19 protein-coding genes are annotated in these 26,694 nt (G+C 75.6%); 8 read left to right on the top strand and 11 right to left on the bottom strand.

Annotation, left to right across the window (positions count from 1 at the left end; genetic code table 11):
- Positions 1-92 precede the first annotated feature (92 nt).
- From ACFVXN_RS08195 to ACFVXN_RS08185, 3 genes are all read right to left on the bottom strand, one after another.
- The gene (locus tag ACFVXN_RS08195; protein WP_389230062.1) at positions 93-1,124 is read right to left on the bottom strand and encodes an endonuclease/exonuclease/phosphatase family protein; all 1,032 of its coding nucleotides are present in this window, start codon (positions 1,122-1,124) and stop codon (positions 93-95) included.
- 74 nt (positions 1,125-1,198) lie between these two features.
- Positions 1,199-2,038: a 3-methyl-2-oxobutanoate hydroxymethyltransferase gene (gene panB / locus ACFVXN_RS08190; protein WP_389230059.1), complete on the bottom strand. Its 840-nt coding sequence runs from the start codon at positions 2,036-2,038 to the stop codon at positions 1,199-1,201.
- Complete coding sequence (locus ACFVXN_RS08185) at positions 2,038-3,777, bottom strand: NAD+ synthase (protein WP_389230056.1); 1,740 nt, start codon at positions 3,775-3,777, stop codon at positions 2,038-2,040. Before ACFVXN_RS08185 ends, panB begins: the two co-directional genes overlap by 1 nt.
- 95 nt (positions 3,778-3,872) lie before the next feature.
- Here ACFVXN_RS08185 and glnA point away from each other — a divergent pair, with 95 nt between their 5' ends.
- Together glnA and ACFVXN_RS08175 are read left to right on the top strand one after the other, a co-directional pair.
- Positions 3,873-5,210, top strand: a complete 1,338-nt coding sequence (glnA, locus tag ACFVXN_RS08180; RefSeq protein ID WP_389230053.1) for a type I glutamate--ammonia ligase — start codon at positions 3,873-3,875, stop codon at positions 5,208-5,210.
- 4 nt (positions 5,211-5,214) lie between these two features.
- Positions 5,215-8,277 (top strand): bifunctional [glutamine synthetase] adenylyltransferase/[glutamine synthetase]-adenylyl-L-tyrosine phosphorylase, encoded by a 3,063-nt coding sequence (locus ACFVXN_RS08175; RefSeq protein WP_389230050.1) that lies wholly within the window; start codon positions 5,215-5,217, stop codon positions 8,275-8,277.
- 203 nt (positions 8,278-8,480) lie between these two features.
- Here the strand turns inward: ACFVXN_RS08175 and ACFVXN_RS08170 are convergent, their stop codons facing one another.
- Positions 8,481-9,653: an AI-2E family transporter gene (locus tag ACFVXN_RS08170; RefSeq protein ID WP_389230047.1), complete on the bottom strand. Its 1,173-nt coding sequence runs from the start codon at positions 9,651-9,653 to the stop codon at positions 8,481-8,483.
- A gap of 248 nt (positions 9,654-9,901) precedes the next feature.
- Here ACFVXN_RS08170 and ACFVXN_RS08165 point away from each other — a divergent pair, with 248 nt between their 5' ends.
- From ACFVXN_RS08165 to ACFVXN_RS08155, 3 genes are all read left to right on the top strand, one after another.
- Complete coding sequence (locus tag ACFVXN_RS08165) at positions 9,902-10,921, top strand: family 43 glycosylhydrolase (RefSeq protein WP_389230044.1); 1,020 nt, start codon at positions 9,902-9,904, stop codon at positions 10,919-10,921.
- Positions 10,918-12,249: an oligosaccharide MFS transporter gene (locus ACFVXN_RS08160; protein ID WP_389230041.1), complete on the top strand. Its 1,332-nt coding sequence runs from the start codon at positions 10,918-10,920 to the stop codon at positions 12,247-12,249. The genes ACFVXN_RS08165 and ACFVXN_RS08160 overlap by 4 nt, the downstream gene beginning before the upstream one ends.
- A 68-nt stretch (positions 12,250-12,317) precedes the next feature.
- Entirely contained in the window at positions 12,318-14,870 is a 2,553-nt protein-coding gene (locus tag ACFVXN_RS08155) for a SpoIIE family protein phosphatase (protein ID WP_389230038.1), read from the top strand.
- A gap of 31 nt (positions 14,871-14,901) precedes the next feature.
- On the opposite strand, the gene ACFVXN_RS08150 is transcribed toward ACFVXN_RS08155, so the two are convergent.
- On the bottom strand, positions 14,902-17,244 hold the full coding sequence (locus ACFVXN_RS08150; protein ID WP_389230035.1) for a putative bifunctional diguanylate cyclase/phosphodiesterase: 2,343 nt from the start codon (positions 17,242-17,244) through the stop codon (positions 14,902-14,904).
- A 154-nt stretch (positions 17,245-17,398) separates the two neighbouring features.
- On the opposite strand from ACFVXN_RS08150, the gene ACFVXN_RS08145 reads away from it, so the two are divergent.
- Both ACFVXN_RS08145 and ACFVXN_RS08140 read left to right on the top strand, forming a co-directional pair.
- Complete coding sequence (locus ACFVXN_RS08145) at positions 17,399-18,754, top strand: NAD(P)/FAD-dependent oxidoreductase (protein ID WP_389230032.1); 1,356 nt, start codon at positions 17,399-17,401, stop codon at positions 18,752-18,754.
- A gap of 34 nt (positions 18,755-18,788) precedes the next feature.
- Positions 18,789-19,355 (top strand): dihydrofolate reductase family protein, encoded by a 567-nt coding sequence (locus tag ACFVXN_RS08140; protein WP_389230029.1) that lies wholly within the window; start codon positions 18,789-18,791, stop codon positions 19,353-19,355.
- Positions 19,356-19,382: 27 nt separating this feature from the next.
- On the opposite strand, the gene solA is transcribed toward ACFVXN_RS08140, so the two are convergent.
- The 6 genes from solA to ACFVXN_RS08110 form a co-directional block, all read right to left on the bottom strand.
- The gene (gene solA, locus ACFVXN_RS08135) at positions 19,383-20,561 is read right to left on the bottom strand and encodes an N-methyl-L-tryptophan oxidase (RefSeq protein WP_389230026.1); all 1,179 of its coding nucleotides are present in this window, start codon (positions 20,559-20,561) and stop codon (positions 19,383-19,385) included.
- Positions 20,562-20,718: 157 nt separating this feature from the next.
- Entirely contained in the window at positions 20,719-22,512 is a 1,794-nt protein-coding gene (locus ACFVXN_RS08130) for an alpha/beta hydrolase (RefSeq protein ID WP_389230023.1), read from the bottom strand.
- Positions 22,509-23,837, bottom strand: a complete 1,329-nt coding sequence (locus tag ACFVXN_RS08125; RefSeq protein WP_389230019.1) for a type II toxin-antitoxin system HipA family toxin — start codon at positions 23,835-23,837, stop codon at positions 22,509-22,511. The genes ACFVXN_RS08130 and ACFVXN_RS08125 overlap by 4 nt, the downstream gene beginning before the upstream one ends.
- Positions 23,827-24,159: a helix-turn-helix domain-containing protein gene (locus ACFVXN_RS08120; protein ID WP_389230016.1), complete on the bottom strand. Its 333-nt coding sequence runs from the start codon at positions 24,157-24,159 to the stop codon at positions 23,827-23,829. The genes ACFVXN_RS08125 and ACFVXN_RS08120 overlap by 11 nt, the downstream gene beginning before the upstream one ends.
- Before the next feature lie 55 nt (positions 24,160-24,214).
- Positions 24,215-24,886 (bottom strand): response regulator, encoded by a 672-nt coding sequence (locus tag ACFVXN_RS08115; protein WP_389230013.1) that lies wholly within the window; start codon positions 24,884-24,886, stop codon positions 24,215-24,217.
- Positions 24,886-26,187 (bottom strand): sensor histidine kinase, encoded by a 1,302-nt coding sequence (locus ACFVXN_RS08110; protein ID WP_389230010.1) that lies wholly within the window; start codon positions 26,185-26,187, stop codon positions 24,886-24,888. The genes ACFVXN_RS08115 and ACFVXN_RS08110 overlap by 1 nt, the downstream gene beginning before the upstream one ends.
- A 246-nt stretch (positions 26,188-26,433) precedes the next feature.
- On the opposite strand from ACFVXN_RS08110, the gene ACFVXN_RS08105 reads away from it, so the two are divergent.
- Positions 26,434-26,691 carry a hypothetical protein gene (locus ACFVXN_RS08105; protein WP_389230007.1) on the top strand — a complete coding sequence of 86 codons (258 nt, stop codon included), beginning with the start codon at positions 26,434-26,436 and terminating at the stop codon, positions 26,689-26,691.
- Positions 26,692-26,694: the final 3 nt, after the last annotated feature.

The raw sequence follows: 26,694 nt of genomic DNA, 5'->3' as shown, positions 1-26,694 counted from the left end.
TGGGGGCCGGCGGGCGGAGTCAGGCGGGGTCTGCCATCTCGGCGGCGGGTGACGGGCGGGCGGCGACGGGCGGGCGACGACCGGCGGGCGCATCAGCGGCGGGCGAGGTGGGCGAGGACCGGGCGGTGGTCGCTGCCGCCGACGGCGTCGAGCACCGCGTAGCCGGTGACCCGCCACACCCGGCCGTCCGCGAGGACGTGGTCGATGGGCGCGCCGAGCACGCGGGGCGCGTCGGCGGGCCAGGTGCCGAGCCCGCCGGCGCCGACCTCGGTCGCGGCGTCCACGCACGGGCCCAGGTCGGCGAGGCCGGGGTGGTCGAGCGTGGCGTTGAGGTCGCCGACGACGACCGCGCCGGGGGTGTTCCGGCAGAGGGCCGCGGTGTCGGCGGTGTGCTCCCGCCAGCCGCCCATCGACCCGAGGTCGGACGGCGCGCGCAGGTGCAGGGCCGCGAGCACGGCGGGCGCCCGGGAGCCCGCGTCGGCGGGCGTCACGGCGAACGAGCCCAGCTCGGGGGCGGGCACGCCGGTCCGGTGCTGCTGCGGCGGCCCGAGCTCGTCGGACCACAGCACCGCGGTGCCCTCGGTGGTGTGCCCGGTGTTCGGGGCGGACAGCGCGGTGGTCGGGCGACCGGCGGCGGTGAGGGCCGCGGCGGCGGCGCGGGCGGTGCGGCCGCTGGTCTCGGGCAGCACGACCAGGTCCGCGCGGTGCTCGAGCGCCAGCCGCGCGAGGGCGTCCCCGTCGACGGTGTCGAGGGTGTTGAACGACAGCACCACCAGGTCGGCGTCCGCGGGGTCGCCGACCGAAGCCCCGCCGGGCCCGGGGCCGAGACCGCGCGCGGCGACGACCGCCCCCTGGCCGACGGCGCCGACCGCGAGCAGCCCGGCGACGGCCAGCGCCAGCGGGGCGCCGGCGCGGGTCGGGACACCGGCGCGGGCGCCGACCCGGACGAGCGCCGCGGCCACGCCCACGGCGGCGAGCGCGCCCACCGCCAGCACCACGGCGAGCAGGCCGCGCAGGGCCACGACCTGGGCGACGGGTGCGCCGCCGGCCAGCCCCCAGCGGTCCGGTGCCTGCAGGACGACGAGGGCAGCCGCGAGGACGAGCAGCAGGACCGCGCCCGCCACGACCAGCGCGGTCCGCCCGGGTCGAGAGGCGCCGGGGCGGCCCGAGGGGGCGCGCAGGCCCGCCGCGTCGCCGCTCAGCTGAGGAACGAGTGGTCGGCGTCGGGGAACTGCCCGCCGCGCACCTCGGCGGCGTAGGCCCGCGCGGCGTCGCCGAGCAGCCGGCCGACGGCTGCGAACTGCTTCGCGAACCGCGGCGACCAGTCGCCCATCCCGGCCATGTCGGTCCAGACCAGCACCTGGCCGTCGCACTCCGCGCCCGCGCCGATGCCGATGGTGGGGATGTGCAGGATCTCGGTGACCCGGGCCGCGACCGGCGCCGGGACCATCTCCAGCACCACGGCGACCGCGCCGGCCTCCTGCACGGCGAGGGCGTCCTCGGCGAGCCGCTCGGCCGCCTCGTCGCCCCGGCCCTGCACGCGGTGGCCGCCGAGGGTGTGCTCGGACTGCGGGGTGAAGCCCAGGTGCCCGACGACCGGGATGCCCGCGTCGGTGAGCGCGCGGATCTGCGCGGCCGAGCGGGTGCCGCCCTCGAGCTTCACCGCGTGCGCGCCGGCCTCCTTGAGGTAGCGCACCGCCGTGGCGAGCGCCTGCGCGGGGCCGGACTCGTAGGAGCCGAACGGCAGGTCGGCGACGACCAGCGCGCGCCGGGCGGCCCGCACCACGGCGCGCGTCGGGGGCAGCATCTCGTCGACGGTCACGGGGATCGGGGACTCGTGCCCGAGCATGGTGTTGCCGATGGAGTCGCCCACGAGCAGCAGGTCGATGCCCGCCTCGTCGAAGATGCGCGCCGTCGCGAAGTCGTAGGCGGTGAGCATCGTCAGCCGCTCACCGCGCTGCTTGGCCTCGGCGAGGTGGTGCACGCGCACCCGGCGGACGGGGGCGGGGGACGCGGTCGGGGCCGGCTGGTCGGACATCAGTGCTGCTCCACGGGCTCGGTGGTCGTGCTGGCGGTGGCGATCGGCTCGCGCCAGCGCGTGGTGATCGGCAGCCTACGGTCCCGGCCGAACGCGAGCGCCGTGACCTTCGGGCCGAGGGGGTACTGCCGGCGCTTCCACTCGGCCCGGTCCACGAGCGACAGGACGCGGTCGACGATCTCCGGGTCGAACCCGCGGGCCAGCAGCTCGGCGCGGCCCTCCGCGTGCTCGACGTAGGCGTCCAGCACCTGGTCCAGCAGGTCGTACGGGGGGAGCGAGTCCTGGTCGACCTGCCCGGGCCGCAGCTCGGCCGACGGCGGCTTGGTGATCGAGCTCTCGGGGATCGGCGGCACGAGGCCCGCGTCGACGGCGTGGGTGTTCCGCCACCGGGCCAGCGCCCACACCCGGGACTTGTCGACGTCCTTCAGCGGGGCGTACCCGCCGACGGCGTCGCCGTAGATCGTCGAGTAGCCGACCGCGAGCTCGGTCTTGTTGCCGGTCGCGAGCACGAGGTGCCCCTCGGCGTTCGACAGCGCCATGAGGATGACGCCGCGCACCCGCGCCTGCAGGTTCTCCGCGGCGACGCCGTCGAGCGCCATCTCGCCCTCGAACGCGTCGACCATCGGCTTGATCGCCTGCACCCGGTAGTCGGCGCCGACCCGCTGCGCGAGGTCGAGCGCGTCGTCCTTGCTGTGGTCGGAGGACCAGCGGGACGGCATCGACACGCCGACGACGTTGCTGCCGCCGATCGCGTCCGCGGCGATCGCGGCGACCAGCGCGGAGTCGATGCCGCCGGACATGCCCAGCACGACGGACCGGAAGCCGTTCTTGCGCACGTACCCGGCCAGGCCGGTGACCAGCGCCCGGTAGATCTCCTCGTCCGCGCCGAGCGGCGGCACCAGCGAGCCGGGCGCGAGCGCCTCGCCGCGGGCCGGGACGTCCCAGGTCAGCAGGTGCTCGACGAACTGCGGCGCGGTCGCCAGCAGCGTGCCGTCGGGCGCGATGACGAACGAGCCGCCGTCGAACACCAGGTCGTCCTGGCCGCCGACCATGTTGACGTAGGCGACCGGCGCACGGACCTCCCCGGCGCGGCGGGCGGCGAGGTCGGTGCGGATGTGCCCCTTGCCCTCCTCGTACGGGGAGCCGTTGACGACGAGCAGCAGGTCGAGGTCGTCGTCGGCCAGCTCGGCGACCGGCCCGTCCTGCCAGATGTCCTCGCAGATCAGCAGACCGACGCGGCGGCCGGCGACCTCGACGACAGTCGGGCCGCCGCCGGGGGCGAAGATCCGGAACTCGTCGAACACGCCGTAGTTCGGCAGGTGGTGCTTGTCGTACCGCTCGTGCACCCGGCCGTCGCGGAGCACAACGGCCTGGTTGGTCGGGCGCGCGGGGGCGCCGTCGTGCTCGCGGGTCGTGGACTCGCCGACCGTCCCGACCACCACCGTCAGCGCGCCCAGGCCGGCGTCCGCGAGGGCTGCGGCGAGCTCGGTGAGCGCGTGCTCGGCGCCCCGGCGGAACGACGCGCGCAGCGCCAGGTCCTCGATCGGGTAGCCGGTGACCGTCATCTCGGGGAACGCCACGAGGTCGGCGCCGGCGTCGGCGGCGCGGCGGGCCCACGCGAGGACGGCCTCGGTGTTCCCGGCGAGGTCGCCCACGCAGGTGTCGATCTGGGCGAGGGCGACGCGCAGGGCGCCGGGACGGGCGGGCGCGGGGGCGGGGGAGCCGGGCTGGTCGGGCATGCCGACGAGCCTATTGCGGGTGACGCGGGCGGTGCGAGACGGCAGGTCGGCGCGTGCGCCACCCGCCGCCCGGAGGATCAGGCAGGATGTCCCCCATGGACAGGCAGCAGGAGTTCGTCCTCCGCACGGTGGAGGAGCGCGACATCCGTTTCATCCGGCTCTGGTTCACCGACGTGCTCGGGACCCTCAAGTCGGTGGCGGTCGCTCCGGCGGAGCTGGAGTCCGCGTTCTCGGAGGGCATCGGGTTCGACGGGTCGTCGATCGAGGGCCTCACGCGGGTGTACGAGGCGGACATGATCGCCAAGCCCGACCCGACGACGTTCCAGGTGCTGCCGTGGCGCGGCGAGCGGCACGGCACCGCGCGGATGTTCTGCGACATCCTCACCCCCGAGGGCGAGCCGTCGCTGGCCGACTCCCGCAACGTGCTCAAGCGTGCGCTGTCCCGGGCGAGCGAGCAGGGGTTCACCTTCTACACGCACCCCGAGGTCGAGTTCTACCTGTTCGAGGCCCCCGCCGACCCGTCGCAGCCGCTGGTGCCGGTCGACCAGGGCGGCTACTTCGACCACGTGCCGCGCGGCACCGCCCACGACTTCCGGCGCGCCGCGATCACGATGCTCGAGTCGATGGGCATCTCCGTGGAGTTCTCCCACCACGAGGCCGGCCCGGGCCAGAACGAGATCGACCTGCGGTACGCGGACGCGCTGACCACGGCCGACAACATCATGACGTTCCGCACCGTGGTCAAGGAGGTCGCGCTCGAGCAGGGCGTGTTCGCCTCGTTCATGCCGAAGCCGCTGGCCGACCAGCCGGGCTCGGGCATGCACACGCACCTGTCGCTGTTCGAGGGCGACCGGAACGCGTTCCACGAGCCGGGCGGCCACCTCGAGCTGTCGAAGACCGCGCGCTCGTTCATCGCGGGCCTGCTGCGGCACGCCGCCGAGATCACCGCGGTCACGAACCAGTTCACGAACTCCTACAAGCGGCTGTGGGGCGGCGCCGAGGCGCCGAGCTACGTCTGCTGGGGCCACAACAACCGCTCCGCGCTGGTCCGGATCCCGATGTACAAGCCGGGCAAGTCCAACTCGGCGCGCATCGAGTACCGCGCGGTCGACTCGGCCACCAACCCGTACCTCGCGTTCGCCGTCCTGCTGGCCGCCGGCCTCAAGGGCGTCGAGGAGGGCTACGAGATGCCCGAGGGTGCGGACGACGACGTCTGGAAGCTCACCGAGGCCGAGCGACGCGCGCTCGGCATCGAGCCGCTGCCGACGTCGCTGGGCGCGGCCATCGAGGTGATGGAGAAGTCCGAGCTCGTCGCCGAGACCCTGGGCGAGCACGTCTTCGACTTCGTGCTGAAGAACAAGAAGCAGGAGTGGGAGGAGTACCGGGCGCAGGTCACGCCGTACGAGCTGCGCCGGTTCCTGCCGATGCTCTGAGGCGGTGGCGGACGTGGGCTCGACGTCGACCGGCCGGGGCGGGACCCTCGCCGGCCGGCTGACGCGCGCCGGGTTCGCCGACGTCGCCCGCGCCGAGCGGCTGCTGGCCGACGCGGCGCTGGTCGACCTGGTCGTGGGGACGCAGGACGTCCCCGGCCCCGCGTCGCTTCTGCCCGCCCTCGCGGACTCCGCCGACCCCGACCAGGCGCTGCTGTCGCTCGCGAAGATCGCCGGTGCCGTCACGGGGGAGCGGCGGTCGCGGCTCGCGGCCGCCCTCGCGCAGGACGGGTCCGCGCGCGAGCGGCTGCTCGCCGTCGTCGGGGCGTCGGTCGCCCTCGGGGACGACCTGGCGGCGCACCCCGAGCACCTGGACGTGGTGCTCGACGACGCCCCCGGCACCGGCGTGCCCGTCGCCGAGGTCCGCGCCGAGCTGCTGGCCGCCGTCGGCGCCGACCCGGCGTCGCCCACCCCGGTCGCCACCGTGGCCGGCGCTGAGGGCGTCGACGCGATGCGCCGCGCGTACCGGCAGCGCCTGCAGCGGATCGCCGCGACCGACCTCACCTGCGGGGAGCCGCTGACCCGGCTGCCCGGGGTGGCGGCGGCGCTCGCCGACCTGGCCGCCGCCGCGCTCGAGGCGGCCCTCGCCCTGGCCCGCGCCGAGCTCGACGACCACGGCGCCCGCGTCCGGCTGGCCGTGATCGGCATGGGCAAGACCGGCGGGCGCGAGCTGAACTACGTCAGCGACGTCGACGTGGTCTACGTCGCCGAGCCCGCGCCCGGCGTCGACGAGGCCGAGGCGCTGGCGGCCGGCACCCGGCTCGCGACCGCCCTGGCCCGGGCGTGCGGCGGGCCGTCGGGGGAGCCCGAGCTGTGGCCCGTCGACGCGGCGCTGCGGCCCGAGGGCAAGGACGGCCCGCTGGTCCGCACGCTCGACTCGCACCGCAGCTACTACGAGCGGTGGGCCAAGACGTGGGAGTTCCAGGCGCTGCTGAAGGCCCGGCCGCTCGCGGGGGACGTCGAGCTCGGCCGCGCGTACGTGGAGCTGACCAACCCGATGGTGTGGCAGGCGGTCCGCCGGGAGAACTTCGTCCAGGACGCGCAGGCCATGCGCCGGCGCGTCGAGCGGCACCTGCCCGCCGCGGAGGCCGACCGGCAGATCAAGCTCGGCGTCGGCGGCCTGCGGGACGTCGAGTTCACCGTCCAGCTGCTGCAGCTCGTGCACGGCCGCTCCGACCCGGAGATCCGCAGCGGCAACACGCTGACGGCGCTCGCCGCCCTGTCCGCCGGCGGGTACGTGGGGCGCGAGCACGCCGCCCAGCTCGCCGTCTGCTACCGGTTCCTGCGGGCCATCGAGCACCGCGTCCAGCTGCACCGGCTGCGCCGCACCCACCTGATGCCCACCGCCGAGCCCGACCTGCGCCGGCTCGCGCGGTCCGTCGGGATGCGCACCGAGGGCGCGACCGGGCTGCTCGACCGCTGGCGGCAGGTGCGCCGCGACGTCCGGCACCTGCACGAGGAGCTGTTCTACCGGCCGCTGCTGCCCGCGACCGCGCAGCTGTCGGCCGCCGAGGTCAGCCTCGCGCCGGAGGAGGCCCGCGAGCGGCTGGCGGCCATCGGCTACCGCGACCCCGCTGGTGCCGTGCGGCACATCGCCGCGCTGACCGAGGGCGTGTCCCGGCGCGCGGCGATCCAGCGGCAGCTGCTGCCGGTGATGCTCGGCTGGTTCGCCGACGGGCCCGACCCCGACGGCGGGCTGCTCGCGTTCCGGCGGCTGTCCGAGGAGCTCGGCGGCACGCACTGGTACCTCAAGCTGCTGCGCGACTCCGGCACCGCGGCGGAGCGGCTGGCCCGCGCCCTGTCGACGTCCCGGTACGTCGCGGACGCGCTCGCCCGGTCCCCGGAGTCGGTGGTGTGGCTCGACAGCGACGCCGAGCTCGAACCGCGCAGCCAGACCCGGCTCGCCGCCGAGGCCGACGCGCTGCTCACCCGGGCCACCGAGCCCGTCCCCGCGGTCACCGCCCTGCGCGCGCTGCGGCGCCGCGAGCTCGCGCGCACCGCCGCGGCCGACGTGCTGGGCGTCGTCACCGGCACCCGCGCGTCCCGCAGCCTGACCGCGACCGCGGACGTGCTGCTCGCGGGCGCGCTGCGCGTCGCGGCCTGGGAGGAGCGCGTGGCCCGCCACCTCGACGCCGACCCGACGACGATGCTCGTCGTGGCGATGGGCCGGCTCGGCGGGCGGGAGATGGGCTACTCCTCGGACGCCGACGTGCTGTTCGTGCACGACCCGCTGCCCGGCGCCGAGCCGGTGCTCGCCCAGGACTTCGCCACCGGCGTCGCCACCCGGCTGCGGCAGCTGCTCGGCGCCGTCGGCCCGGAGCCCGTGCTCGAGGTGGACGCGGACCTGCGGCCCGAGGGCCGCAACGGCCCGCTGGTCCGCTCGTTCGACGCCTACGCCGAGTACTACGCCCGGTGGTCGCTGGTCTGGGAGAGCCAGGCCCTGCTCCGGGCCCGGCCGGTGGCCGGGGACACCGCGCTCGGCGAGCGGTTCGTGGCGCTCGTCGACCCGCTGCGCTACCCCCCGGGCGGGCTCGACCCGGCCTCGGTCCGGGAGATCCGCCGGATCAAGGCGCGCGTCGAGGCCGAGCGGCTGCCCCGCGGCGTCGACCCCACCCGGCACGTCAAGCTCGGCCGCGGCGGGATCGCCGACGTCGAGTGGACCGCCCAGCTGCTCCAGCTCCAGCACGCCCACGAGGTCCCCGGCCTGCGGACCACGTCCACGCTCGACGCCCTCGCGGCCGCGCGGGAGGCCGGGCTGATCGCGCCCGACGACGCCCTGGTGCTCGTCGAGGCGTGGGACCTCGCGTCCCGGCTGCGCGACGCCCTGGTGCTGTGGACCGGCCGCACCGGCGGTGCCCACGCCGACGTGCTGCCCCACGACCGCCCGGTGCTCACCGGCCTGGCCGCGGTCCTCGGCTACGAGAGCGGCTCCGGCCAGGACCTCGAGGACACCTGGCTCCGCGCCTCCCGCCGGTCCCGCCAGGTCGTCGAGCACCTCTTCTACACCTGACCCGGCCCCGCCCGGCCCCCGCCTCCCGCCCCGCCCCCGCACCCGCCCCGCCCCCGCCCCCGCACCCGCCCGGGGTGGATCCACCCGGTGCGCCGCGCCGGCGTGTCGGAGCGCGGATCGTCCACCCACGGCCGGGGTGGATCCACCCGGGGTGGTGGCAGGTGCGGCAGGTTCGGCAGCAGGCCCTGCGGCTGCCGGGCCGGTCAGGGGGTGGGGTCGGGGGCCGGGTCGGGCTTGGGGCGGCCGGTGGCCTCCTCCTCGAGGAGGCTCGGGTCGACGAGCTCGTGGCGGCGCAGGTACGTCGACATCACGGCCTGGATGGTCGCGGCCACCGGCAGCGACAGGAACGCCCCCAGGGCCCCGAACACCGCACCGAACGCGATGACCGACAGGAACGCGACCGCGGGGTTGAGGGCGAGGGACCGCTCGGAGACCTTCGGGGTGAGCAGCAGGTTCTCGACCTGCTGGTACGCGATGATGAACGCCAGCACCGCGAGGGCCCGCAGCGGGGAGACCGTGAGGGCGACCAGCACCGGCAGGGCGCCGCCGATGTACGTGCCGACGGTCGGGATGAACTGCGACACCAGCCCGGTGAACACGGCCAGCGGCAGCGCGTAGGGGATCCCGACGATCACCAGGAACAGCCAGGTCGCGGCGGTGGAGAACGCGGCGAGCACGATCCGCGAGGTGATGAACCCGGCGACCTTCTCCTGCGAGACCTCCCACAGCTTGAGGACCTCGCGCTGGCGGTGCGGGGCGAGGTAGCGGCAGACGGCGGCGCGGAACTTCGGGCCGGCGCTGGCCATGTAGTAGACGACGAGCAGCACGGCGGTGGCGGTGAACAGCCCGCCGGCGATCGAGGTGCCGACGCCGATGACGCCCGGGGCGATGTCGCCGACGTAGTCGCCGGCGTTGTTCAGCAGCTCGTCGGTGCGGGGCAGTGCGACGTCGAACCGGTCGGCGGTGAACCCGCGCAGGTCGGCGTAGTAGCCGGGGATGGACTGCACGAGGTCTACGAGCTGGTTGACGAACAGCCCGCCGAGCATCGCGAGGATGCCGATGCCGAGCACCAGCGAGCCGAGCATCGTGATGCCGGTGGCGAGCGGCCGCTTGATGCCGCGTCGGCCGAGCCACAGGATCATCGGCTCCATCGCCAGGGCGATGAACCAGGAGATGACGATGATCGTGATGACGTTGCCGAGCATGGAGGCGGCGCGCCACACGAGGATGCCGGCGAACACCGCGACGACCGCCATCGTCAGCGCGCGCGGCAGCCAGCGCGGGGGGATGCGCGAGTCCCGGGCGCCGGGTGACCAGCGGCCGGCCGGGGGTGCGGGTGCGGCGGCCGGGACGGTGGGGTCCTCGGGGACGGGCATGGCGGGGCGCTCCGGGGGTCGCGGGGTTGCGGGTGCGGGGGTGCGCCGGTCACGCTACCGGCGCCCGGCCGTCGGGCGGGGGTGCGGCGGTGCGACACGGCGTGCGGCTGACCCGGGACCCCGGTCCCTCACCCCGCGCCGGGCCCGGAGTACGCTCTGTTAGCGTTAACATACAACGATGGAGAAGCCTCCTCGCGGTCCCGCGCAGCAAGCCGGGGCAGCCGCGGGGTCTCGACGAGGAGACGACAGTGACGGACAGCGTCGGCGTCAACCCGATCGTGCTGCAGCGTGCGGACCCGTGCGTGCTGCGCCATGACGGGCAGTACTACTTCACGGGGTCGCACCCGGCGTACGACCGGATCGTGCTGCGTCGTGCCGCGCGGCTGGAGGACCTGCAGGGCGCCGAGGAGGTCACGATCTGGCACGCCCACGCCGAGGGGTCGCAGTCGCACCTGATCTGGGCGCCGGAGATCCACCGGATCGGCGACGCCTGGTACGTGTACTACGCCGCGGCCCCGGACGACCACGGCACGGTCGACGTGCCCGGGACCGCCGAGACGTTCAACCACCGCGTCTACGTCCTGGAGAACACCGCCGAGGACCCGTTCACCGGGCAGTGGGTCGAGCGCGGGCAGGTCGACACCGGCTGGGAGTCCTTCGCGCTGGACGCGACCAGCACCGTCGTCGACGGCGTGCAGTACCTGATCTGGGCGCAGCAGGCGTTCGACGTGCGCGGCCACTCCAACCTCTACATCGCGCGGATGTCGAACCCGTGGACCCTGGACACGTCCGCGGTCGAGCTGACCCGCCCCGAGTTCGACTGGGAGGTCAAGGGCTTCTGGGTCAACGAGGGCCCCTCGGTCCTGGTCCGCGACGGCCGGGTGTTCCTCACCTACTCGGGCGCGGCGACCGGCATCGACTACGCGATGGGCGTGCTGACCGCCCGCGTCGGGGACGACCTCCTCGACCCGGCCTCGTGGACGAAGAGCCCCGACCCGGTGTTCGTGTCCGACCCGTCCGTCGGCCAGTACGGGCCGGGCCACAACTCGTTCACCGAGCTGGCCGACGGCACGCCGGTGCTGGTGTACCACGCCCGCACCTACACCGAGATCGTCGGCGACCCGCTGTGGGACCCCAACCGGCACGCCCGCGCGCAGGTCCTGCCGTTCGACGCCGACGGCAACCCCGTGTGGGGCACGCCCGTGCCCGACACCCGCCCCACCCCGACCTCCACCGAGGTCCTCAGCCCGTCCGGAGACCCGCAGTGAGCACCACCACCCCCACCGGACGCCCGAACGTGCTGGAGTCGCTCAAGCGCGGCGTGTTCTGGAACTACGGCGGCCTGTTCTTCTTCTACTTCGCCATCTGGCAGCTCGCGTTCACGTTCCTGCCGCTGTGGCTCGCCCGCGAGGGCATGGGCACCGGCGCCATCGGCGTCGTGAGCACCGTCTCCGCGATCACGGCGCTGCTGCTCCAGCCCGTCTACGGCTACCTGCAGGACCGGCTCGGATTCAAGAAGTACCTGTTCGCGTTCGTCGTGCTGTGCGCGGCGTTCATGGGCCCGTTCTTCGTGCTGGTGTTCCAGCCGCTGATCGGCGTCAACGAGTACCTGGCGGCGGTCGTCGGCGGCATCTTCCTCAGCCTGTGCCTGAACTCGGGCGTCGGTGTGGTCGAGGCGTTCAGCGAGCGGGCCAGCCGGGCCAACGGCTACGAGTACGGCCACGCCCGGTTGTTCGGCTCGCTGGCCGGTGGCACCGCGGCGCTGGTGGGCGGGTTCATCTGGGCCGCCAACCCGGACAGCATCTGGTGGGCCGGCTCCGTGTCGGCGATCGTGCTCGGCACGCTGCTGTTCCTGGCCCGGGTCCCGCACGAGGCCGAGCGCGCCGGGGCCGAGGCCGCGGGGGGCGCGACCGAGGAGCAGGGCGGCACGCGGATCACGAAGGCGACCATCGTCGGCCTGCTGCGGGACCGGAACTTCCTCGGGTTCGTCATCCTCATGTTCGGCACGGCCGCGCTGTACGACGTGTTCGACCAGCAGTTCCCGAACTACTTCGCCACGTTCGTCACCAGCGGCGACGCCGAGGTGCTGTTCTCCCGCGTCGTCGCGGTGCAGATCTTCGCCGAGGCCGCGTTCATGGTCGCCGCGCCGTTCATCGTCAACAAGATCGGCGCCCGCAAGGGCCTCATGGTGTTCGCCGCGGTGCTGCTGGTGCGCGTGCTCGGCTCCGCGTTCTTCACGCACGAGTGGCTGCTGATCGCCTGGCGTCTGCTCGCGGCGATCGAGATGCCGTTCCTGCTGGTGTCGGTGATGAAGTACATCACCCGGATGTTCGACGTCCGGATCTCGGCGACGGCCTACATGCTGGGCTTCAACTTCGCCAAGCAGATCGGCATCGCGATCTTCGCCTCGGTGTTCGGCCTCGCGTACGAGGGCATCGGGTTCAGCGCGGCCTACGTGGTGATGGCGGGCGTGATCGTCGTGGTCACCGTGATCGCCCGGCTGCTGATGGCCGACGACCGCACGCGGGTCGCCCCCGGTGAGGGGGCCGGGGACGCGCCCGCACCGCGGACGGGGCAGGTCGCCGCGGGGGTCTGAACGCGCCTCGTCGCGGCCGGTGGCTCGCCTATGCTTCGACCACCGGCCGCGACGGGAGGAGACGGATCGTGCCCGACCAGACCTCCCGACCCGCACCCGACGACGCCCGCGGCGCCGCGGTGCAGCGCCTGCTCGGCTCCGTGGGCAACCCCGCGCTGGAGCGCCTCGCCCAGCTGGCGTCCCGGCTGCTCGCCGCCCCGGCGTCCCAGGTGTCGCTGCTCGGCGACGTGCAGACCGTGGGCGCTGCCGCCGGCGCGGCGGTCGGCGTCACGGGGGAGCGGTCCGCGCTGCAGGACTCCGTCTGCCTGGTGACCGCGCGGCTCGGTGAGCCGCTGGTGGTCGCCGACGCGGCCGCGGACCAGCGCCTGTGCGAGATCGGCGCCGTCAGCGACGGGCGGGTGCGCGCCTACCTCGGCGTCCCGCTCGTCGGCAAGGACGGGCACGTGGTGGGCGCGCTGTGCGTGTACGACGCCCAGGTGCGGACCTGGTCCACGGACGACGTGCTGGTGCTGACCGACCTCGCGGCGTCGGCCGTGGCCGAGCTCGAGCTGTCCGCGCTGTCCGTCGAGTACGAGCAGGACCGGGTCCGGTGGCGGCTCGCCGTCACCGCCGGCGGCGTCGGCAGCTTCGACTGGGACCTGACGACCGGCCGGCTGGACTGGGACGAGGCGCTGCACGCGCTGTTCGGCGTCCCCGTCGGCGAGTTCGGCGGCACCATCGCCGCGTTCGACGCGTGCGTGCACCCGGACGACCGCGGACGGGTCGCGAAGGCCCTGGCCGCCGCCATCGCGAGCTGCGGGGAGTACTCCGCGGAGTACCGGGTCGTGCGCCCCGACGGTGCGACGGTCTGGGTCCGCGCCCGCGGGCTCGCGCTCGCCGGGCCGGACGGCGCCGCGGTGCGGGTGCTCGGCGCGGCGTACGAGACGACCCGCGAGCGCGAGGCCGACGCCCGGATCGCGCGCGTGCTGGAGACGATGTCCTCGGCGTTCTTCCTGCTGGACGCGCAGTGGCGGTTCGCCTACGTCAACGCCCGCGCGGAGCGGCTGCTCGGTCGCACCCGGACGGAGCTCGTGGGCGGCGTGATCTGGGACCTGTTCCCGTTCGCGCCGGGCTCGCCGTTCGAGGAGCACTACCGCGGCGCCGTCGCGACGGGGGAGCCGCGCGCGTTCGAGTCCTACTACCCGCCGCCCCTCGACGCCTGGTTCGAGGTGCGCGCCTCCCCGGGCCCGGACGGCCTGTCGGTGTACTTCCACGACATCACCGCCCGGCGGTCGGCCGAGCGGCAGCAGGCCGAGGTCAGCGCGGTCGCCGAGACCACCCGCAAGCGGCTCGAGCTCATCACCACCGTCAGCGAGGACCTCAGCTCGACCCTGGACACCGAGTACGCCGTCGGTCGCCTCGCCCGGCACCTGGTGCGCGACTTCGGGTCCTGGTGCCTGGTGACGCTGTGGGACGAGCAGCGCCACCTGCGGGACATCGCGGGCTGGCACGCGAACCCGGCGCTGCGCCCGACGGTCGCCCGGTACGCGCAGCTGCGCCTCGGCGGGCTGTCCCCGGAGTCGTTCCTGCACCGTGCGCTGCGCACCGGCGAGGTCGTCGTGATCCAGGACGCCACCGAGGCGGTCGCCGGGGTGCTGACCGGGGAGGCGCGCGAGGTGCTGCTGCAGCTCGCGCCGCGCACCGGGTACGCCGTGCCGATGCGGGCCCGCGGCCGGGTGGTCGGTGCGGTGTCGCTGTTCCTCGACGCGGCCCACGCCGACCTGACGGACGAGGACCTGTCGCTGCTGGTGCAGGTCGCCGACCGCGCCGGGCTCGCGCTCGACAACGCCCAGCTCTACGAGAGCCAGCGGCGGATGGCCGAGACGCTGCAGCGGGCGCTGCTGTCCCCGCCGGCCGAGCCGGACGACCTCCAGGTCGAGGTGCGGTACGTGCCCGCGGCGAAGGTCGCGCAGGTCGGCGGCGACTGGTACGACTCGTTCGTCCAGCCCGGAGGCGCCACGGTGCTCGTCATCGGCGACGTGATGGGCCACGACCGGCACGCGGCGGCGGCGATGAGCCAGGTGCGCACCCTGCTGCGCGGCATCGCCGCCACCACCGGCGGGTCCCCGGCCGACGTCGTCCGCCAGCTCGACGGCGCGCTCGAGACGCTGCGGGTCGACGCGATGGCCACGGCCGTGGTGATGCGGCTGGAGCAGACGCCGCAGGAGCACGCCGACGGGGTGACCCGGCTGCGGTGGACCAACGCCGGGCACCTGCCGCCGCTGCTGGTGGACCCCGACGGCACGGTGCGCGAGCTGCGCACGGAACGGCCCGAGATCGTCCTCGGGGTCGCCCCCGACGCGCCGCGGACCGACTCCGAGGTGACGGTCCCGCGCGGGTCGACGGTGCTGATGTACACCGACGGGCTGGTGGAGCGCCGCGACGAGCACCTGCAGACCGGCGTGGACCGGCTGATCCCGGTGGTCCGGGAGGCGCTGACCGAGGCGCGCGCCCGCGCGACGACCCCCGGCGGTGTGGACGTGGCGTACCTCGCCGACGAGGTGCTGGCGCGGAGCCTGCCCGGCGAGCCGGACGACGACGTCGCGCTGCTGGTCGTGCACCTGGGGCTGCAGGACCGCTGACGCGGACCGGGCCGCCCGGCGTCGGGCGGGGTCAGGGCGCGGTGACCTGCGTGGGCAGCACGGGCCCGCGGACGACCCCGGGGGCCGGCAGCACCCGGGCGCCCGCGGCGGTGAGCACGTCGCGCTCGCGCAGCCACGCGTCGGCGGCGTCGGCGGGCATCGGGCGGCTGTGCAGGAACCCCTGGGCCCGGTCGCAGCCCATCCGGCGCAGCTCCTCGGACGTCGCCGTGTCCTCGACGCCCTCGGCGATCAGCCGCAGGCCGAGGTGGTGCGCGAGGTCGAGCGTGCCGGACACGATCGCGCGGGTGCGGTCGTCGGACGTCAGGCGCGCGGTGAACGAGCGGTCCAGCTTGAGCTCCCCGGCCGGCAGCTCGTTCAGGTAGGTCAGCGAGGAGTAGCCGGCGCCGTAGTCGTCGATGCTGAGCCCGATGCCGCGGTCGGCGATGTCCCGGGTGACGGCGACGGCGTGCCGCGGGTCGTGCATGAGCGTGGTCTCGGTGATCTCCACGACCAGGTGCTCCGGGCGCAGGCCGGCGTCGGCGAGCACGTGGTCCAGGGTCGCGAGCAGCCGCGGGTGCTCCAGGCAGGACGTCGACAGGTTCACCGCCACGGCGAGGTCCCGGCCCTCGGCCTGCCAGCGGGCGGCCTGCCGGGTCGCCTGCGCCAGCACCCGCTCGGTCAGGGCGAACATCGAGCCGGTCTGCTCCGCCAGGTCGATGAACGCCACGGGCGGCAGCAGACCGCGCTCCGGGTGCGCCCAGCGGACCAGCGCCTCCATGCCGACCACGGCGCCGTCGGTGCAGTCGAGCTGCGGCTGGTAGTGCAGCTCGAGGCCCCCGAACCGCTCGTCGTCGGTGGTGAGCATGACCCGCAGCTCGTCGGCGAGGGCCAGCTCCGCGCGCTCACGGGCGTCGGCGTCCTCGTCGTACACGCGCACGCCGCCGCCGGAGCGCTTCGCGGCGTACATCGCGGTGTCCGCCCAGCGCAGCAGCTCGCCGTCGCGGTGGTCGCCGAACGCGGTGCTGGCGACGCCGATGCTCGCCTCGAGCCGCACCACCCGCCCGGTGATCTCGATCGGCTCCCGCACCGCCTCCCGCAGCGCCGCCGCCACGGCCGACGCGCGCGCGAGGTCCGGGTCGTCGATGACGACCGCGAACTCGTCGCCGCCGAACCGCGCGAGCAGCCCGGTGCCGGCCAGCCGGTGCTGCAGGCGGCCGCTGATCGTCGTGATGACGACGTCGCCGGCCGCGTGGCCGTACCGGTCGTTGACGTCCTTGAACCGGTCGAGGTCGATCACCAGCAGCGCCGCCCCCGTGCGGGAGGTCGCGAAACGGTCGACGGTCTCCAGCATCGCGCGCCGGTTGGGCACCCCGGTCAGGGGGTCGGTGCGCGCCTCCTTGCGGGTGGACGCGACGAACGCGAGCTCGTGGATGGTGCGGAACATCCGCACGCAGCCCCCGAGGACGCCCACCGCCGCCAGCACGGGGACGAGCAGCCAGTCGCCCGGGTGCAGCGCGTACGCGACCAGGACGCCGACGCCCGTGAGGATCGCGAGCAGCGCGCACACCGTGACCACCTGGGACGACGCGAAGTGCCCGCGCAGGATCGGCGGCCGGACCGCGCCGGAACCCGCGGCGACCAGCGTCAGCGCGGTCCAGCTCAGCACCACGGGCAGCACCGGCGCCGGGGCGACCGCGGCCCCGGTCGCGAGCGGCGCGGTGACGACCTCGACGGCGCTCATCGCCAGCAGCCCCGCGGCGAGCACCCAGGCCCGGGGGTCGTCGAGCAGACCGCCGACGACCGTCACCACCACGGTCGTCACCGCGAGCACCACCAGGGCCGCCAGCCGCACGACGTGGCCCTCCACCGCCCAGCCCGGGCCGTCGGTGACCAGGCTGCTGGCGTCGAGCAGGTACGCGCCGAGCGCCAGGGTGCACAGCACGGAGCCCGCGGCGTTGACCCAGTCGGCCGGGTGCGAGGCGGACGTGCGGAACCGGTTCCAGCTGAGCAGCCCCTGGTACGCGCAGAGCACGGCGACGACCGCCGCGACCGTGAGCGGGGCGCCCCGGGCCCACGCCGCGGCGTCGCCGCGCAGCACCAGGTCGACCAGCGCCTCCAGGGCGAGTCCGACGGCGACCGCGACGGCCGCGTGCCCGACCCAGCGCCACAGCCCGCGCTCCTCGACGGCCCGCAGCGGGACCTGGCGGCGCAGCACGGCCCCGCCGATCCCCGCCGCGACGGCACCGCCGGCCGCCGTCAGGCCCGCCACGTCGGTCACGAGCTCGGCGGTCGCGAGCACCGCGACGAGCGCGGCGGCGGCGCTGAGCAGCAGGGCGGGCGGTCGGTCGCGGGACGGCGGGGGCGTGGCAGGCATCCCCTTTCTCATCGGCCCCCGCGACGCAGCACGCAAGGTCACGGGGTCGATTCACCCGGTGCGCGACGCCCGACCTCACATCCGCGGGGGCTGCGTCGTCCCAGGGGTGGAGCCGGCGCGCACGGTGCGCGGCGGCCGAGGGAGGCAGATCCACATGGCACGCATCGTCGTCGTCGGAGGCGGGTACGCGGGGTTCACCGCGGCGCGCCGGCTGGAGCGGCGGCTCGGACCCGACGACGAGCTGGTGCTCGTCGACCCGCGGCCCTACCTGACCTACCAGCCGTTCCTGCCCGAGGTGGTCGCCGGCTCGGTCGAGGCGCGGCACTCGGCGGTCGCGCACCGCCGGCACCTTCGCCGCACCCGGGTGCTCGCGGCCTCGGTGACCCGGATCGTGCACGCGCAGCGGCGCCTGACCGTGCAGCCCGCCGACGGGCCCGCCCGGGAGCTCGGGTACGACACGCTCGTGCTCACCGCGGGGGCCGTGACGCGGCGGGTACCCGTCCCGGGGGTCGCGGAGCACGCGATCGGCCTGAAGCACGTCGAGGAGGCCGTCGCGATCCGCGACCGCGTGCTCACCGCGTTCGACCGCGCCGCGGCGCTGCCGGCCGGACCGCTGCGGGAGCGGGCGCTGACCGTCGTGGTCGTCGGCGGCGGGTTCTCGGGCGTCGAGGGGTTCGCGGAGGCGCACCTGCTCGCGCTGGACCTCGCCGACCGGTACCCCGAGATCGACCCGGCCGAGGTGCAGTTCCACCTCGTCGAGCTGAGCGACCGGGTGCTGCCCGAGGTCGGCGAGGCGCAGGGGCGGTGGGTGGTGCGGCTCCTGGAGGGCCGCGGCGCGCACGTGCACCTCGGCACGGGCGTGGTGTCGGCCGTCGACGGGGTCGTCGAGCTGTCCACCGGCGAGCGGATCGCCACGGACCTGCTGGTGTGGACGGCCGGCAACGCCGCGAACCCCGTGGTCGCCACCCCCACCGACCTGCCCGTGGACGCCCGGGGGTACGTCGTCGTCCGCCCGGACCTGCGGGTGGGCACGGACGCCGCACCGGTCGAGGACGCGTGGGCGGCCGGTGACGCGGCGGCGGTGCCGGACCTGGCGGCGGACCGCCCGGGCGCCGTCACGGTGCCGAACGCGCAGCACGCCGTCCGGCAGGGCCGCCTGCTGGCGCGCAACCTGCTGGCGGTCCGGGCCGGCCGGGCCACCCGGCCCTACGTGCACCGCAGCCTCGGCGCGATCGCCACGCTCGGCCTCGGCACCGGGATCTTCCAGCAGGGGCGGGTCGTGCTGCGCGGCCGGCTCGCGTGGCTGGTGCACCGCGGCTACCACGTGCTCGCCATCCCGACCTGGGAGCGGAAGGTGCGGGTGCTCGCGGTCTGGGCGACGGCCGGGCTGTTCGGGCGGGATCTCGTGTCGCTCGCCTCGGTCGCGCACCCGCGGGCGGCGTTCCTCGCGGCGGGCACGCCTGCGCGGCAGGACCCGGCACCCGCCCCGGGGCGGCAGCCGGTGGGCTGACCGCGCTGCGAGGGGGCCCGGCTACCCTCGCGCGATGGGGCGGCTGATCTACTCGATGTTCACCTCGCTCGACGGCTACGCGTCGGGCCCGGACGGCAGCAGCGACTGGGGCGGGGCCGACGCGGACGTGCACACGTTCCTGTCCGAGCGGATGCGCGCCGTCGGGACGTACCTGTACGGGCGGCGGATGTACGAGGTGATGGCGTTCTGGCAGACCGCGCACGAGCTGCCCGACGCGCCCGACTTCGTCCGCGAGTTCGCCGCGGTGTGGCAGGCGGCGGACAAGGTCGTCTACTCCACGACCCTGACCGCGCCGACCACCCCGCGCACCCGCGTCGAGCGCGCGTTCGACCCGGCGGCCGTGCGCGCGCTCGTCGCCGGCCGGGACCACGACGTCACGATCGACGGGCCGACGCTCGCCGCGCACGCGCTGCGGGCCGGGCTCGTCGACGAGGTCCAGCCGCTCGTCGCACCGGTGGCGGTCGGCGGCGGGCTGCGGTTCTGGCCCGACGGGCTCCGGTTCGACCTGGCGCTCGCGGACCAGCACCGGTTCGCGAACGGGACCGTCTGGCTGCGGTACCGGCGCGTGCCGGCCGCGTAGCGGGGCCGCGCGGGGCCGCGGTCGGGGTCAGGCGCCCAGCGAGAACTGCGGCACGTACGTGGGGTCGGTGAGCTCGGGCCGGTCGACGCGGAACAGGTCGATGTCGTGCTCGGTGCTGCCGGTCGTCAGCAGGTCGGCCAGCACGGAGCCGATCAGGCTGGCGAACTTCCCGCCGTGCCCCGCCCCGTTGAACACCGCGACGTGCGGGTGCCCCGGGACGGTGTCGAGCACGAACTCCCGGTCCGCGGGCATGTCGTAGACGCAGGTCCGGGCGAGCAGCGGGACGCCGGCCGCCTCGGGCAGGTGCTCCGCGAGGAACCGCAGCGACCGGGCGGTCTCCGTCGCGTCGGTCTCGTGGCTGCGCTGGTCGCCGGTGATGAAGACGCCGCGCATGTCCCGGGCGATCTTGACCGCGGCCTCCCCGTAGACCGGGAACCCGTAGTGCACGTCGGCGCCGTGGTAGACCCAGATCGGGAACCGGTCCGGGGTGAACGCCGCGGGGCGCCGAGCGGCGACGTAGTCGACCTGCTCCTGCGACAGCGTCAACGTGTAGGCCAGCCCGAGGTCCGGCATCAGGTCGCCCAGCCACGAGCCCGCGGCGACGACCAGGGCGCCGGCCTCGACGTCGCCCCCGTCGGTGCGGACGGTGACGGAGCCGTCCCGGACGTCCACCCCGGTGACCCGGGTCCGGGTGCGCAGCTCCGCGCCCGCGGCGAGCGCGAGGGCGGCGTGCGCGGACACCGAGCGCCGGATGTCGATGATCCCCGCGTCCGCCTGGTAGAGCCCCGTGGTCCCGTCGGGGACCCGCCACTGGTCGAACCGCTCCCGCAGCCGGGCGGTCGTCAGGTCCTCGTAGCCGTGCCCCGCGTCCGCCAGCGCCGCACGGACCGGGTCGAGCCGCGCGTCCCCGCCGTGCTCCGGCGGGGCGAGGTCCAGCCCGCCGGTCCGCAGGTACACCGGCAGACCGGACTCCCGCTCCACGTGCGCCCAGGCCGCGAACATCGCGTCCGTCAGCCGGGTGTACTCGGGCCGGTGGTACGACCGGCGGATGATCCGCGAGTGATCGCCCGACGAGCCCAGGGCGTGCCCGAGGTCGTGCTGCTCGAGCACCAGGACGCGGCGCGCACCCCGCTGAGTGAGCCAGTACGCGGCGGCGGCGCCGATCGCACCGGCCCCGATGACGACGTGCGAGTACGTGCGGGACACGCGAACCTCCGGGACGCAGCTGACGGACCCCCATCATCCCCGCCCCGCACCCACCCCTGTCCCGTCCCCGGGTGGATCCACCCGGGCGGACACGCCGACGCGTGTCGGCACGCACCGTCCACACCGGCCCCGCGGGACCGGGTCGTCGGGGCCGGGGTCAGCGCGTCATGACCTCGCGCACGCGGGCGGTGTCCGCGTCGGACCAGTCGGCCGGCGGGGCCACGGCGAGCCAGCCGTCCAGGGTGAGGGCGTCGTAGTTGTGGCCGTGGCCGTCGGGCACCGACTTCGAGTTGACCAGGTCGAACGTCAGCTGCCAGAACGTCACCAGCGGGTACCAGGTCATCGTCAGCCCCGCCTCGCCGGTGGGGTTCTCGGACAGCCAGGCGGGTCGGGTGAGGAGCAGGTCCGGGCTCCACCAGACGATCGGGTCCGACGCGTGCTGCAGGTAGAGCACCCGGGGGTCCTCCCACGCGGTCGGTGGGTCGGCCATCTGGTCGGTGTCCCCGGCGAACCGCACCAGCAGCCCGCTCGCGTACACCGGGGCGTTCGCGGGCGTGCCCGGGTCGCGGCGGTCGACGAGCGCGTGCCAGATCGGGTTGGAGTTCGGCGGGCCGACCCACAGCACGCCGTCGGTGCGCGCGCGGATGTCGGCGAGCGAGGTGTACGCGGTCTCCGAGCCGTACGAGCCGAGGCTCTCCCCGTAGGCGAGCAGCTGGGGCCGCTCGTCCTCGGGCATCGCGGCGACCCGGGCCTCGACGGCCGCGGCGAGCGCCTGGGCCTCGTCGGCCGCACGGGACCGGTCGACCAGGAACGACAGCCAGCTCGGCAGGTACGAGTACTGCGTGGAGACCGCGGCGGTGTCGCCGCCGTGCAGCAGCTCCAGGGCCTCCACCGCCGACCCGTTGACCCAACCGCTGCCGGTGGTCGTGACGATCAGCAGCACCGCGCGGTCGAACGCGCCGGTCCGGTCGAGCTCGGCGACCGCGAGGTCCGCGCGCTCCTGGGCGGTGGGGGCGCTCTCCAGCCCCACGTACACCCGGACCGGGGTGCGGACGTCACCGTCCGGGGTGGCCGCGGCGAGCGCCTCGGGCGACGCGCCCTGCGCCACGAACCGGCGTCCCTCGCGGCCGAGGGTGTCCCAGCCGACCAGCGACTCCGGCGAGCCGGACCGCTCCGGGTCCTGCGGCTGGGTGACCCCGGGGTGGTCGCGGGTGTTCAGCGCCGCGAACGCCGAGTCCGCCGCGGACAGCGACCGCGCGAGCAGCACGTCGTCCACCAGCACCACCACGAGCGCCCCGACGACGACGGTCGCGACGGCGACGGCCAGCACCCGCGGGAACCGCAGCCGGCGCCGCAGCATCCGCTCGATGCGGACCCCCAGCCACCGCACGCCGCGCGCGACCATGACCAGCGCCACGGCGATCACCACGAGCAGCGGCCCGGCGCGCAGCCAGTCGCCCGTCGACGGCGGCGGCATCCCGATCGCGGTGGTCATCTCGCGCTGCCACCGCGCGCCGTGCACGAGCATCAGCGTCAGCGTCGCGACGACGGCCGCGCCGAGCAGCGTGCCCAGCAGGGGGCGGACCCATCGGCGCAGCCGCGGCGGCACCCGGTGCGTCGCCCCGGCCACGAACCGTCGCCAGGCGGGGACGTGGCGCAGCACCCACGCCAGCAGCACGCCCACCGCGTAGCCGAGCGCGCCGGAGATGCCGGACACCAGGCCCTGGAACAGCCAGTCCCGCGGCAGCAGCGAGGGCGTCATGGCGAGCGCCGCGAACAGGGTGCCGACCGCGACGCCGCCGGGGTGCGGGGGCCGGGGGCGTCGGCGCCGCCGCGCGGTCGCGGGGGAGTCGGGGGCGTCCGGCGTGTCAGGGTGCGCGGACGCGGGGTGCTCGGACGCCGGTTCCGGGCCGGGGTCGGCCGTGGGTGGGGACTGCCCGGTGCTGGTCATGCGGTCCCCTCGGGCTCGAAGACGTACGGGTTGCCGAACTCGCGACCACGGAGCGCCGAGCGCTGGGTCGACGTGAGCAGGGCCTGGTCGCAGGCGTCGTCCCAGCCGTCCTCGACCGCACCGCGCACCCGGTCGATGATCGCGTCCGCCTCGGTCGCGGGCAGCAGGAAGTCCGCCGCCGCCTCGCGCACCAGCCAGAGCTGGGACGCCCGCCGGCCGTCGCGGGTGATGCCGATCGCCTGGCTCGACGTCCGGCTGCTGCGGGGCTGGGGCGCCAGGTCGTAGGCAGGGGTCAGCGTGAGCCGCGCGCCGTCCCAGAACGCCGAGTGGTTGCGCAGGTGGTCGTCGTTGTTGCCGACGAGGACGCTCAGCACGAGCCGCCCGTACAGCTCCCGCAGGCTAGCCCCGACGTCGGTCCACGGCCCGGTGCGGATCGCGTCGGCGATCTGCGCGTAGCTGGCGTACCGGGAGTTCATCTCCCAGAGCCCCAGGACGGTGAGCATCGACACCATCTGCCGTCGGGTGTGGCCGGTCGTCCCGTCCGCCCGCGTCACGGGCACGCGGTCGAACCGGTCGACGAGCAGCACCGACCTGCCCGACGCGCGCACCACCCGCACCTCGGGCACCTGGAGCCCCGCACGCCGTGCGAGCAGCATCGCGACCGCCTCGGACTGCACCACGGGGCGTGTGTCCGTGCTCGACGAGAACTTGGCCACCACCCGGCGGTCGCCGTCGCGCAGCAGGGCCTTGGGTCGGGCGCCGCCGATCGACGTCCCGTGCGCGGCCGCGGCGGTGAGCGAGTCGGGGACGGTCTCGCCGCGCTCGACCAGGTCGGTGAGCTCGAGCAGCTGGTGCAGGTCGGCGTCGTCGTCGCGGGCGACATAGCGGTCGGGCGAGGCCTGGAAGTCGAGGGCGCCGATGCGGTCCGAACCCGACGCGAGGAGGTAGATCCGCTCGTCGAGGTCCGCCCCGTGCGTGCCGACCCGCGTGCCCACCCGTGCGCCGAGCCGGGCGTCGACGACGCGCCGGCCCCAGGCGTCCGGTGCTGCGTCCCGCAGCGCACCGGCGATCGGCAGCGGGTCGCGCCCGGCGGCGCGCCGGGGGTCGAACGTAGCCGGGGTGAGCGGCAGCTCGGGGGTGAACAGGGAGATCGCGTCGGGGCGGGCGCGGTAGCTGGCGGCGTAGCGGAACAGCAGCACCGGCTCGCCCTGGAGGTCGTCGCCGCTCGGGTGCAGGACGCCGGCGACGACCGGGTCGGTCGCGCCGGGCAGCCACACCCAGACGAAGACCGACGAGCCGGAGCCGGTGGCGCCGTCAGAAGTCATCGTCGACCTCGACGGAGCGCTGGTGGACGTGGCGGGGGAGCAGCGCGAGGCGGTCGCGCTCGCGGGCGGCGACGTCGCCGAGGTCGCGGCTCCCGACCCCGAACAGCGGCACGCCGCACACGATGGCGGCCTCGAACACGGTGCCGATCGCGGTTCCGGGGGCGCCCCGCTCGATGCGGGAGATCAGGGCGGTGCTGGCGCCCACCCGCTCGCCCAGCTCGGCGGCGGTCCAGCCCAGCTCACGGCGCGCGGCGGCCACCTGGGCGCCGAGCGCGACGAGGGCCGCCTCGGTCGCCGGCAGGTACGAGCGCGCGGTCTTCATGAGTCCATCGTACATAAACATCGAGTATCGCCCGATAGTCGATGTTTATATCGAGTCACTGCGAGCCGACGCCGCCCAGCCCTGCCTGGTACGCCAGGTAGACGAGCTGCGCCCGGTCGCGCGCGGCCGTCTTCATCATGGCCCGGTTGACGTGGGTCTTCGCGGTCGCGGGGCTGATGAACAGCCGCTCGGCGATCTCGGTGTTCGACAGGCCCGCGGCGACGAGCGTGGTGATCTCGCGCTCGCGCTCGGTCAGGTCGGCGAAGCCGGGGACCGGTGCGGGGACCTGGGGCTCCGGCTGCTCGAGGAGGCGCTGCACGACGGCCCGGGTCGCGGCGGGGGACAGCAGGCGGTCGCCGGCCGCGACGGTGCGGATCGCGTCGATCAGCGCCTCGGGCTCCACGCCCTTGCCGAGGAACCCGCTCGCGCCGGCCCGCAGCGCGCCGAGCACCAGGTCGTCGGCCTCGAACGTCGTGAGCATGAGCACACGCACCCCCGCCAGGGCGTCGTCGGCGGTGATCCGGCGGGTCGCCTCGATGCCGTCCATGTCCGGCATCCGGATGTCCATCAGGACGAGGTCGGCCCGGGTGCTGCGGGTCATCGCCACGGCCTCGGCGCCCGTGGCGGCCTCGCCGACCACCTCGATGTCGTCGGTCGCGTCCAGGAGCAGGCGGAACGTGGCGCGCAGCAGCGCCTGGTCGTCGGCGAGCAGCACGCGCACGCTCATCAGCGGGGTCCTCCGGTCGGGGTCGGGGTCGGTGCGGGGTCGGTCGGCTCGGGCGCGGGCTGGGCGGGGAGCGTCGCGACGACCTCGAACCCGCCGTCCGGGGCGGGCCCCGCGCGCAGGGTGCCGCCGGCGGCGGTGGCGCGCTCGCGCATGCCGATCAGCCCGTTGCCGGTGCCGGGCGCGGGGGCCCGGTCGGGGCCGGTGTCCGGGCCTACGGGGTTCGCGACGCGCAGCCGGACGCCCGCCCCGGTCCAGGTCAGCCCGACGTCGACGGTCGCGCCCGGCGCGTGCTTGGCCGCGTTGGTCAGCGACTCCTGGAGGATCCGGTAGGCCGCCAGGTCGGCGTGCTGGTCGAGCCGCCCCGGGGTGCCGGAGGTCGCCAGCTCGACCCGGGTGCCCGCCGAGCGGACGCGGTCGAGCAGCTCGTCGAGCGCGGCCAGCCCGGGGACGGGGCGCAGCGCGGCGTCCGCACCCGCGGCCCCCGGGTCGTCGTCTCGGCTCCGCAGCAGGCCGACGGTCGCCCGCAGCTCGTCGATCGCGCGCCCGGTGTGCTGCGTGATGTCGCGCAGGGCGGACTCGGCGGCGCCGGGGTCGGTGCGCAGCAGGTACCGGGCGACGCCGGCCTGCGCGTTCACCAGCGTGAGGTTGTGCGCGAGGACGTCGTGCAGCTCGCGCGCGATCCGCAGCCGCTCGTCGAGGACCGCCTGCCGGGCGTGCTCGTCGCGCTCGCGGGCCGCGCGGGCCGCGCGCTCCCGCAGCCCCGACCGCCACACCCCGAGCGCCGCGGCGGTCACCACCAGGTAGAACACGACCAGGTCGGTGAGGTAGGTCTCCGTCGACCTGATCGCCACGCCGAGCACGGCCAGGACGGCACCGGCGCCGACCCCGGCGAGCCAGCCCGTCGCCCGCGGTGCCCGGGCCGCGAGCGTCGCCACCGCGAGCATCGACGCGAGCGGGACCGGCTGGTACGCGCCCATGCCGCCGGTCGGGGCGGTGACCGCGTCCGGGACGGCCAGGAAGATCAGGATCGTGGACTCGGCCACGAGCGCGCCCGCCAGCGCGAGCGCCGGGCGCCAGGTGCGCAGCAGCAGCGGTGCCCAGGCCGCGAGCACGGCGAGCAGCAGCGGCGCGCCGGGCCGCTCGAACGTGCCGGTCCGCACGGAGGTGGTGGTCAGCATCGCGGCGAGCCAGAACCCCGTCAGGGCCAGCTGGCCGGGGGTGGGGCGGGTGCCGCGCGTCACGGTGTCGACCGCGCGGACGGCCCGGACGGCCCGGGAGCCGAGCTGCAGCGGGGTGGTCACGGGGCGGGCTCCTCCTGTCCGGCTCGATCGGGTCGCGCCGGACCAGGGTGGCAGACGCGCGTCGCGTCCCAGCATCGCCCCGGGTGCCTCGCCCGTCGTCCCCCTCCGGCGGTGCCCGGTGTACCGCACCCGCGGTACACGGGGGTTCCGTGCCCTCGCGGGAGTCACCCGCGGCGCATGACGACACCGGCCCGGGCGGGAGCCACGGTGGACCCGACGCGCGCAGGCCTCGGCGGAGGGGTGGGCATGCTCGTCCACATCCGGGTCGTCGGACCCGAGCACGACCTCGCCGGTCTGCGCGACTACGCGGACATCGTCGCGGCCCCCACCGCGGACGGCGCGGTGCTGTCCTGCCGGGTGCCGGACCGCGCGGGCCTGACGGGCGTCGTGGCCCTGCTGGGGGACCTGGGCATCGCGATCGCCGACCTCCAGGTGGTCGCCGACCCCGGTCCGCCGGACGGCGACGACACCCGGCGCTACGGTGGGCGCGACGCGGGGGCGTGAGCG

The organism is Cellulomonas sp. NPDC058312, assembly GCF_042880135.1.
GTDB lineage: Bacteria > Actinomycetota > Actinomycetes > Actinomycetales > Cellulomonadaceae > Cellulomonas.
This window is presented reverse-complemented; position numbering and strand designations above follow the sequence as displayed.

What these genes read in the sequence shown, in the direction of transcription:
- ACFVXN_RS08105 (WP_389230007.1), top strand. Translation starts at nt 26,434, where the DNA reads ATGCTCGTCCACATCCGGGTCGTCGGACCCGAGCACGACCTCGCCGGT.
- ACFVXN_RS08150 (WP_389230035.1), bottom strand. Translation starts at nt 17,244, where the DNA reads ATGCCTGCCACGCCCCCGCCGTCCCGCGACCGACCGCCCGCCCTGCTG.
- ACFVXN_RS08140 (WP_389230029.1), top strand. Translation starts at nt 18,789, where the DNA reads ATGGGGCGGCTGATCTACTCGATGTTCACCTCGCTCGACGGCTACGCG.
- ACFVXN_RS08170 (WP_389230047.1), bottom strand. Translation starts at nt 9,653, where the DNA reads ATGCCCGTCCCCGAGGACCCCACCGTCCCGGCCGCCGCACCCGCACCC.
- ACFVXN_RS08185 (WP_389230056.1), bottom strand. Translation starts at nt 3,777, where the DNA reads ATGCCCGACCAGCCCGGCTCCCCCGCCCCCGCGCCCGCCCGTCCCGGC.
- glnA (WP_389230053.1), top strand. Translation starts at nt 3,873, where the DNA reads ATGGACAGGCAGCAGGAGTTCGTCCTCCGCACGGTGGAGGAGCGCGAC.
- ACFVXN_RS08115 (WP_389230013.1), bottom strand. Translation starts at nt 24,886, where the DNA reads ATGAGCGTGCGCGTGCTGCTCGCCGACGACCAGGCGCTGCTGCGCGCC.
- ACFVXN_RS08130 (WP_389230023.1), bottom strand. Translation starts at nt 22,512, where the DNA reads ATGACCAGCACCGGGCAGTCCCCACCCACGGCCGACCCCGGCCCGGAA.
- ACFVXN_RS08120 (WP_389230016.1), bottom strand. Translation starts at nt 24,159, where the DNA reads ATGAAGACCGCGCGCTCGTACCTGCCGGCGACCGAGGCGGCCCTCGTC.
- ACFVXN_RS08145 (WP_389230032.1), top strand. Translation starts at nt 17,399, where the DNA reads ATGGCACGCATCGTCGTCGTCGGAGGCGGGTACGCGGGGTTCACCGCG.
- panB (WP_389230059.1), bottom strand. Translation starts at nt 2,038, where the DNA reads ATGTCCGACCAGCCGGCCCCGACCGCGTCCCCCGCCCCCGTCCGCCGG.
- ACFVXN_RS08125 (WP_389230019.1), bottom strand. Translation starts at nt 23,837, where the DNA reads ATGACTTCTGACGGCGCCACCGGCTCCGGCTCGTCGGTCTTCGTCTGG.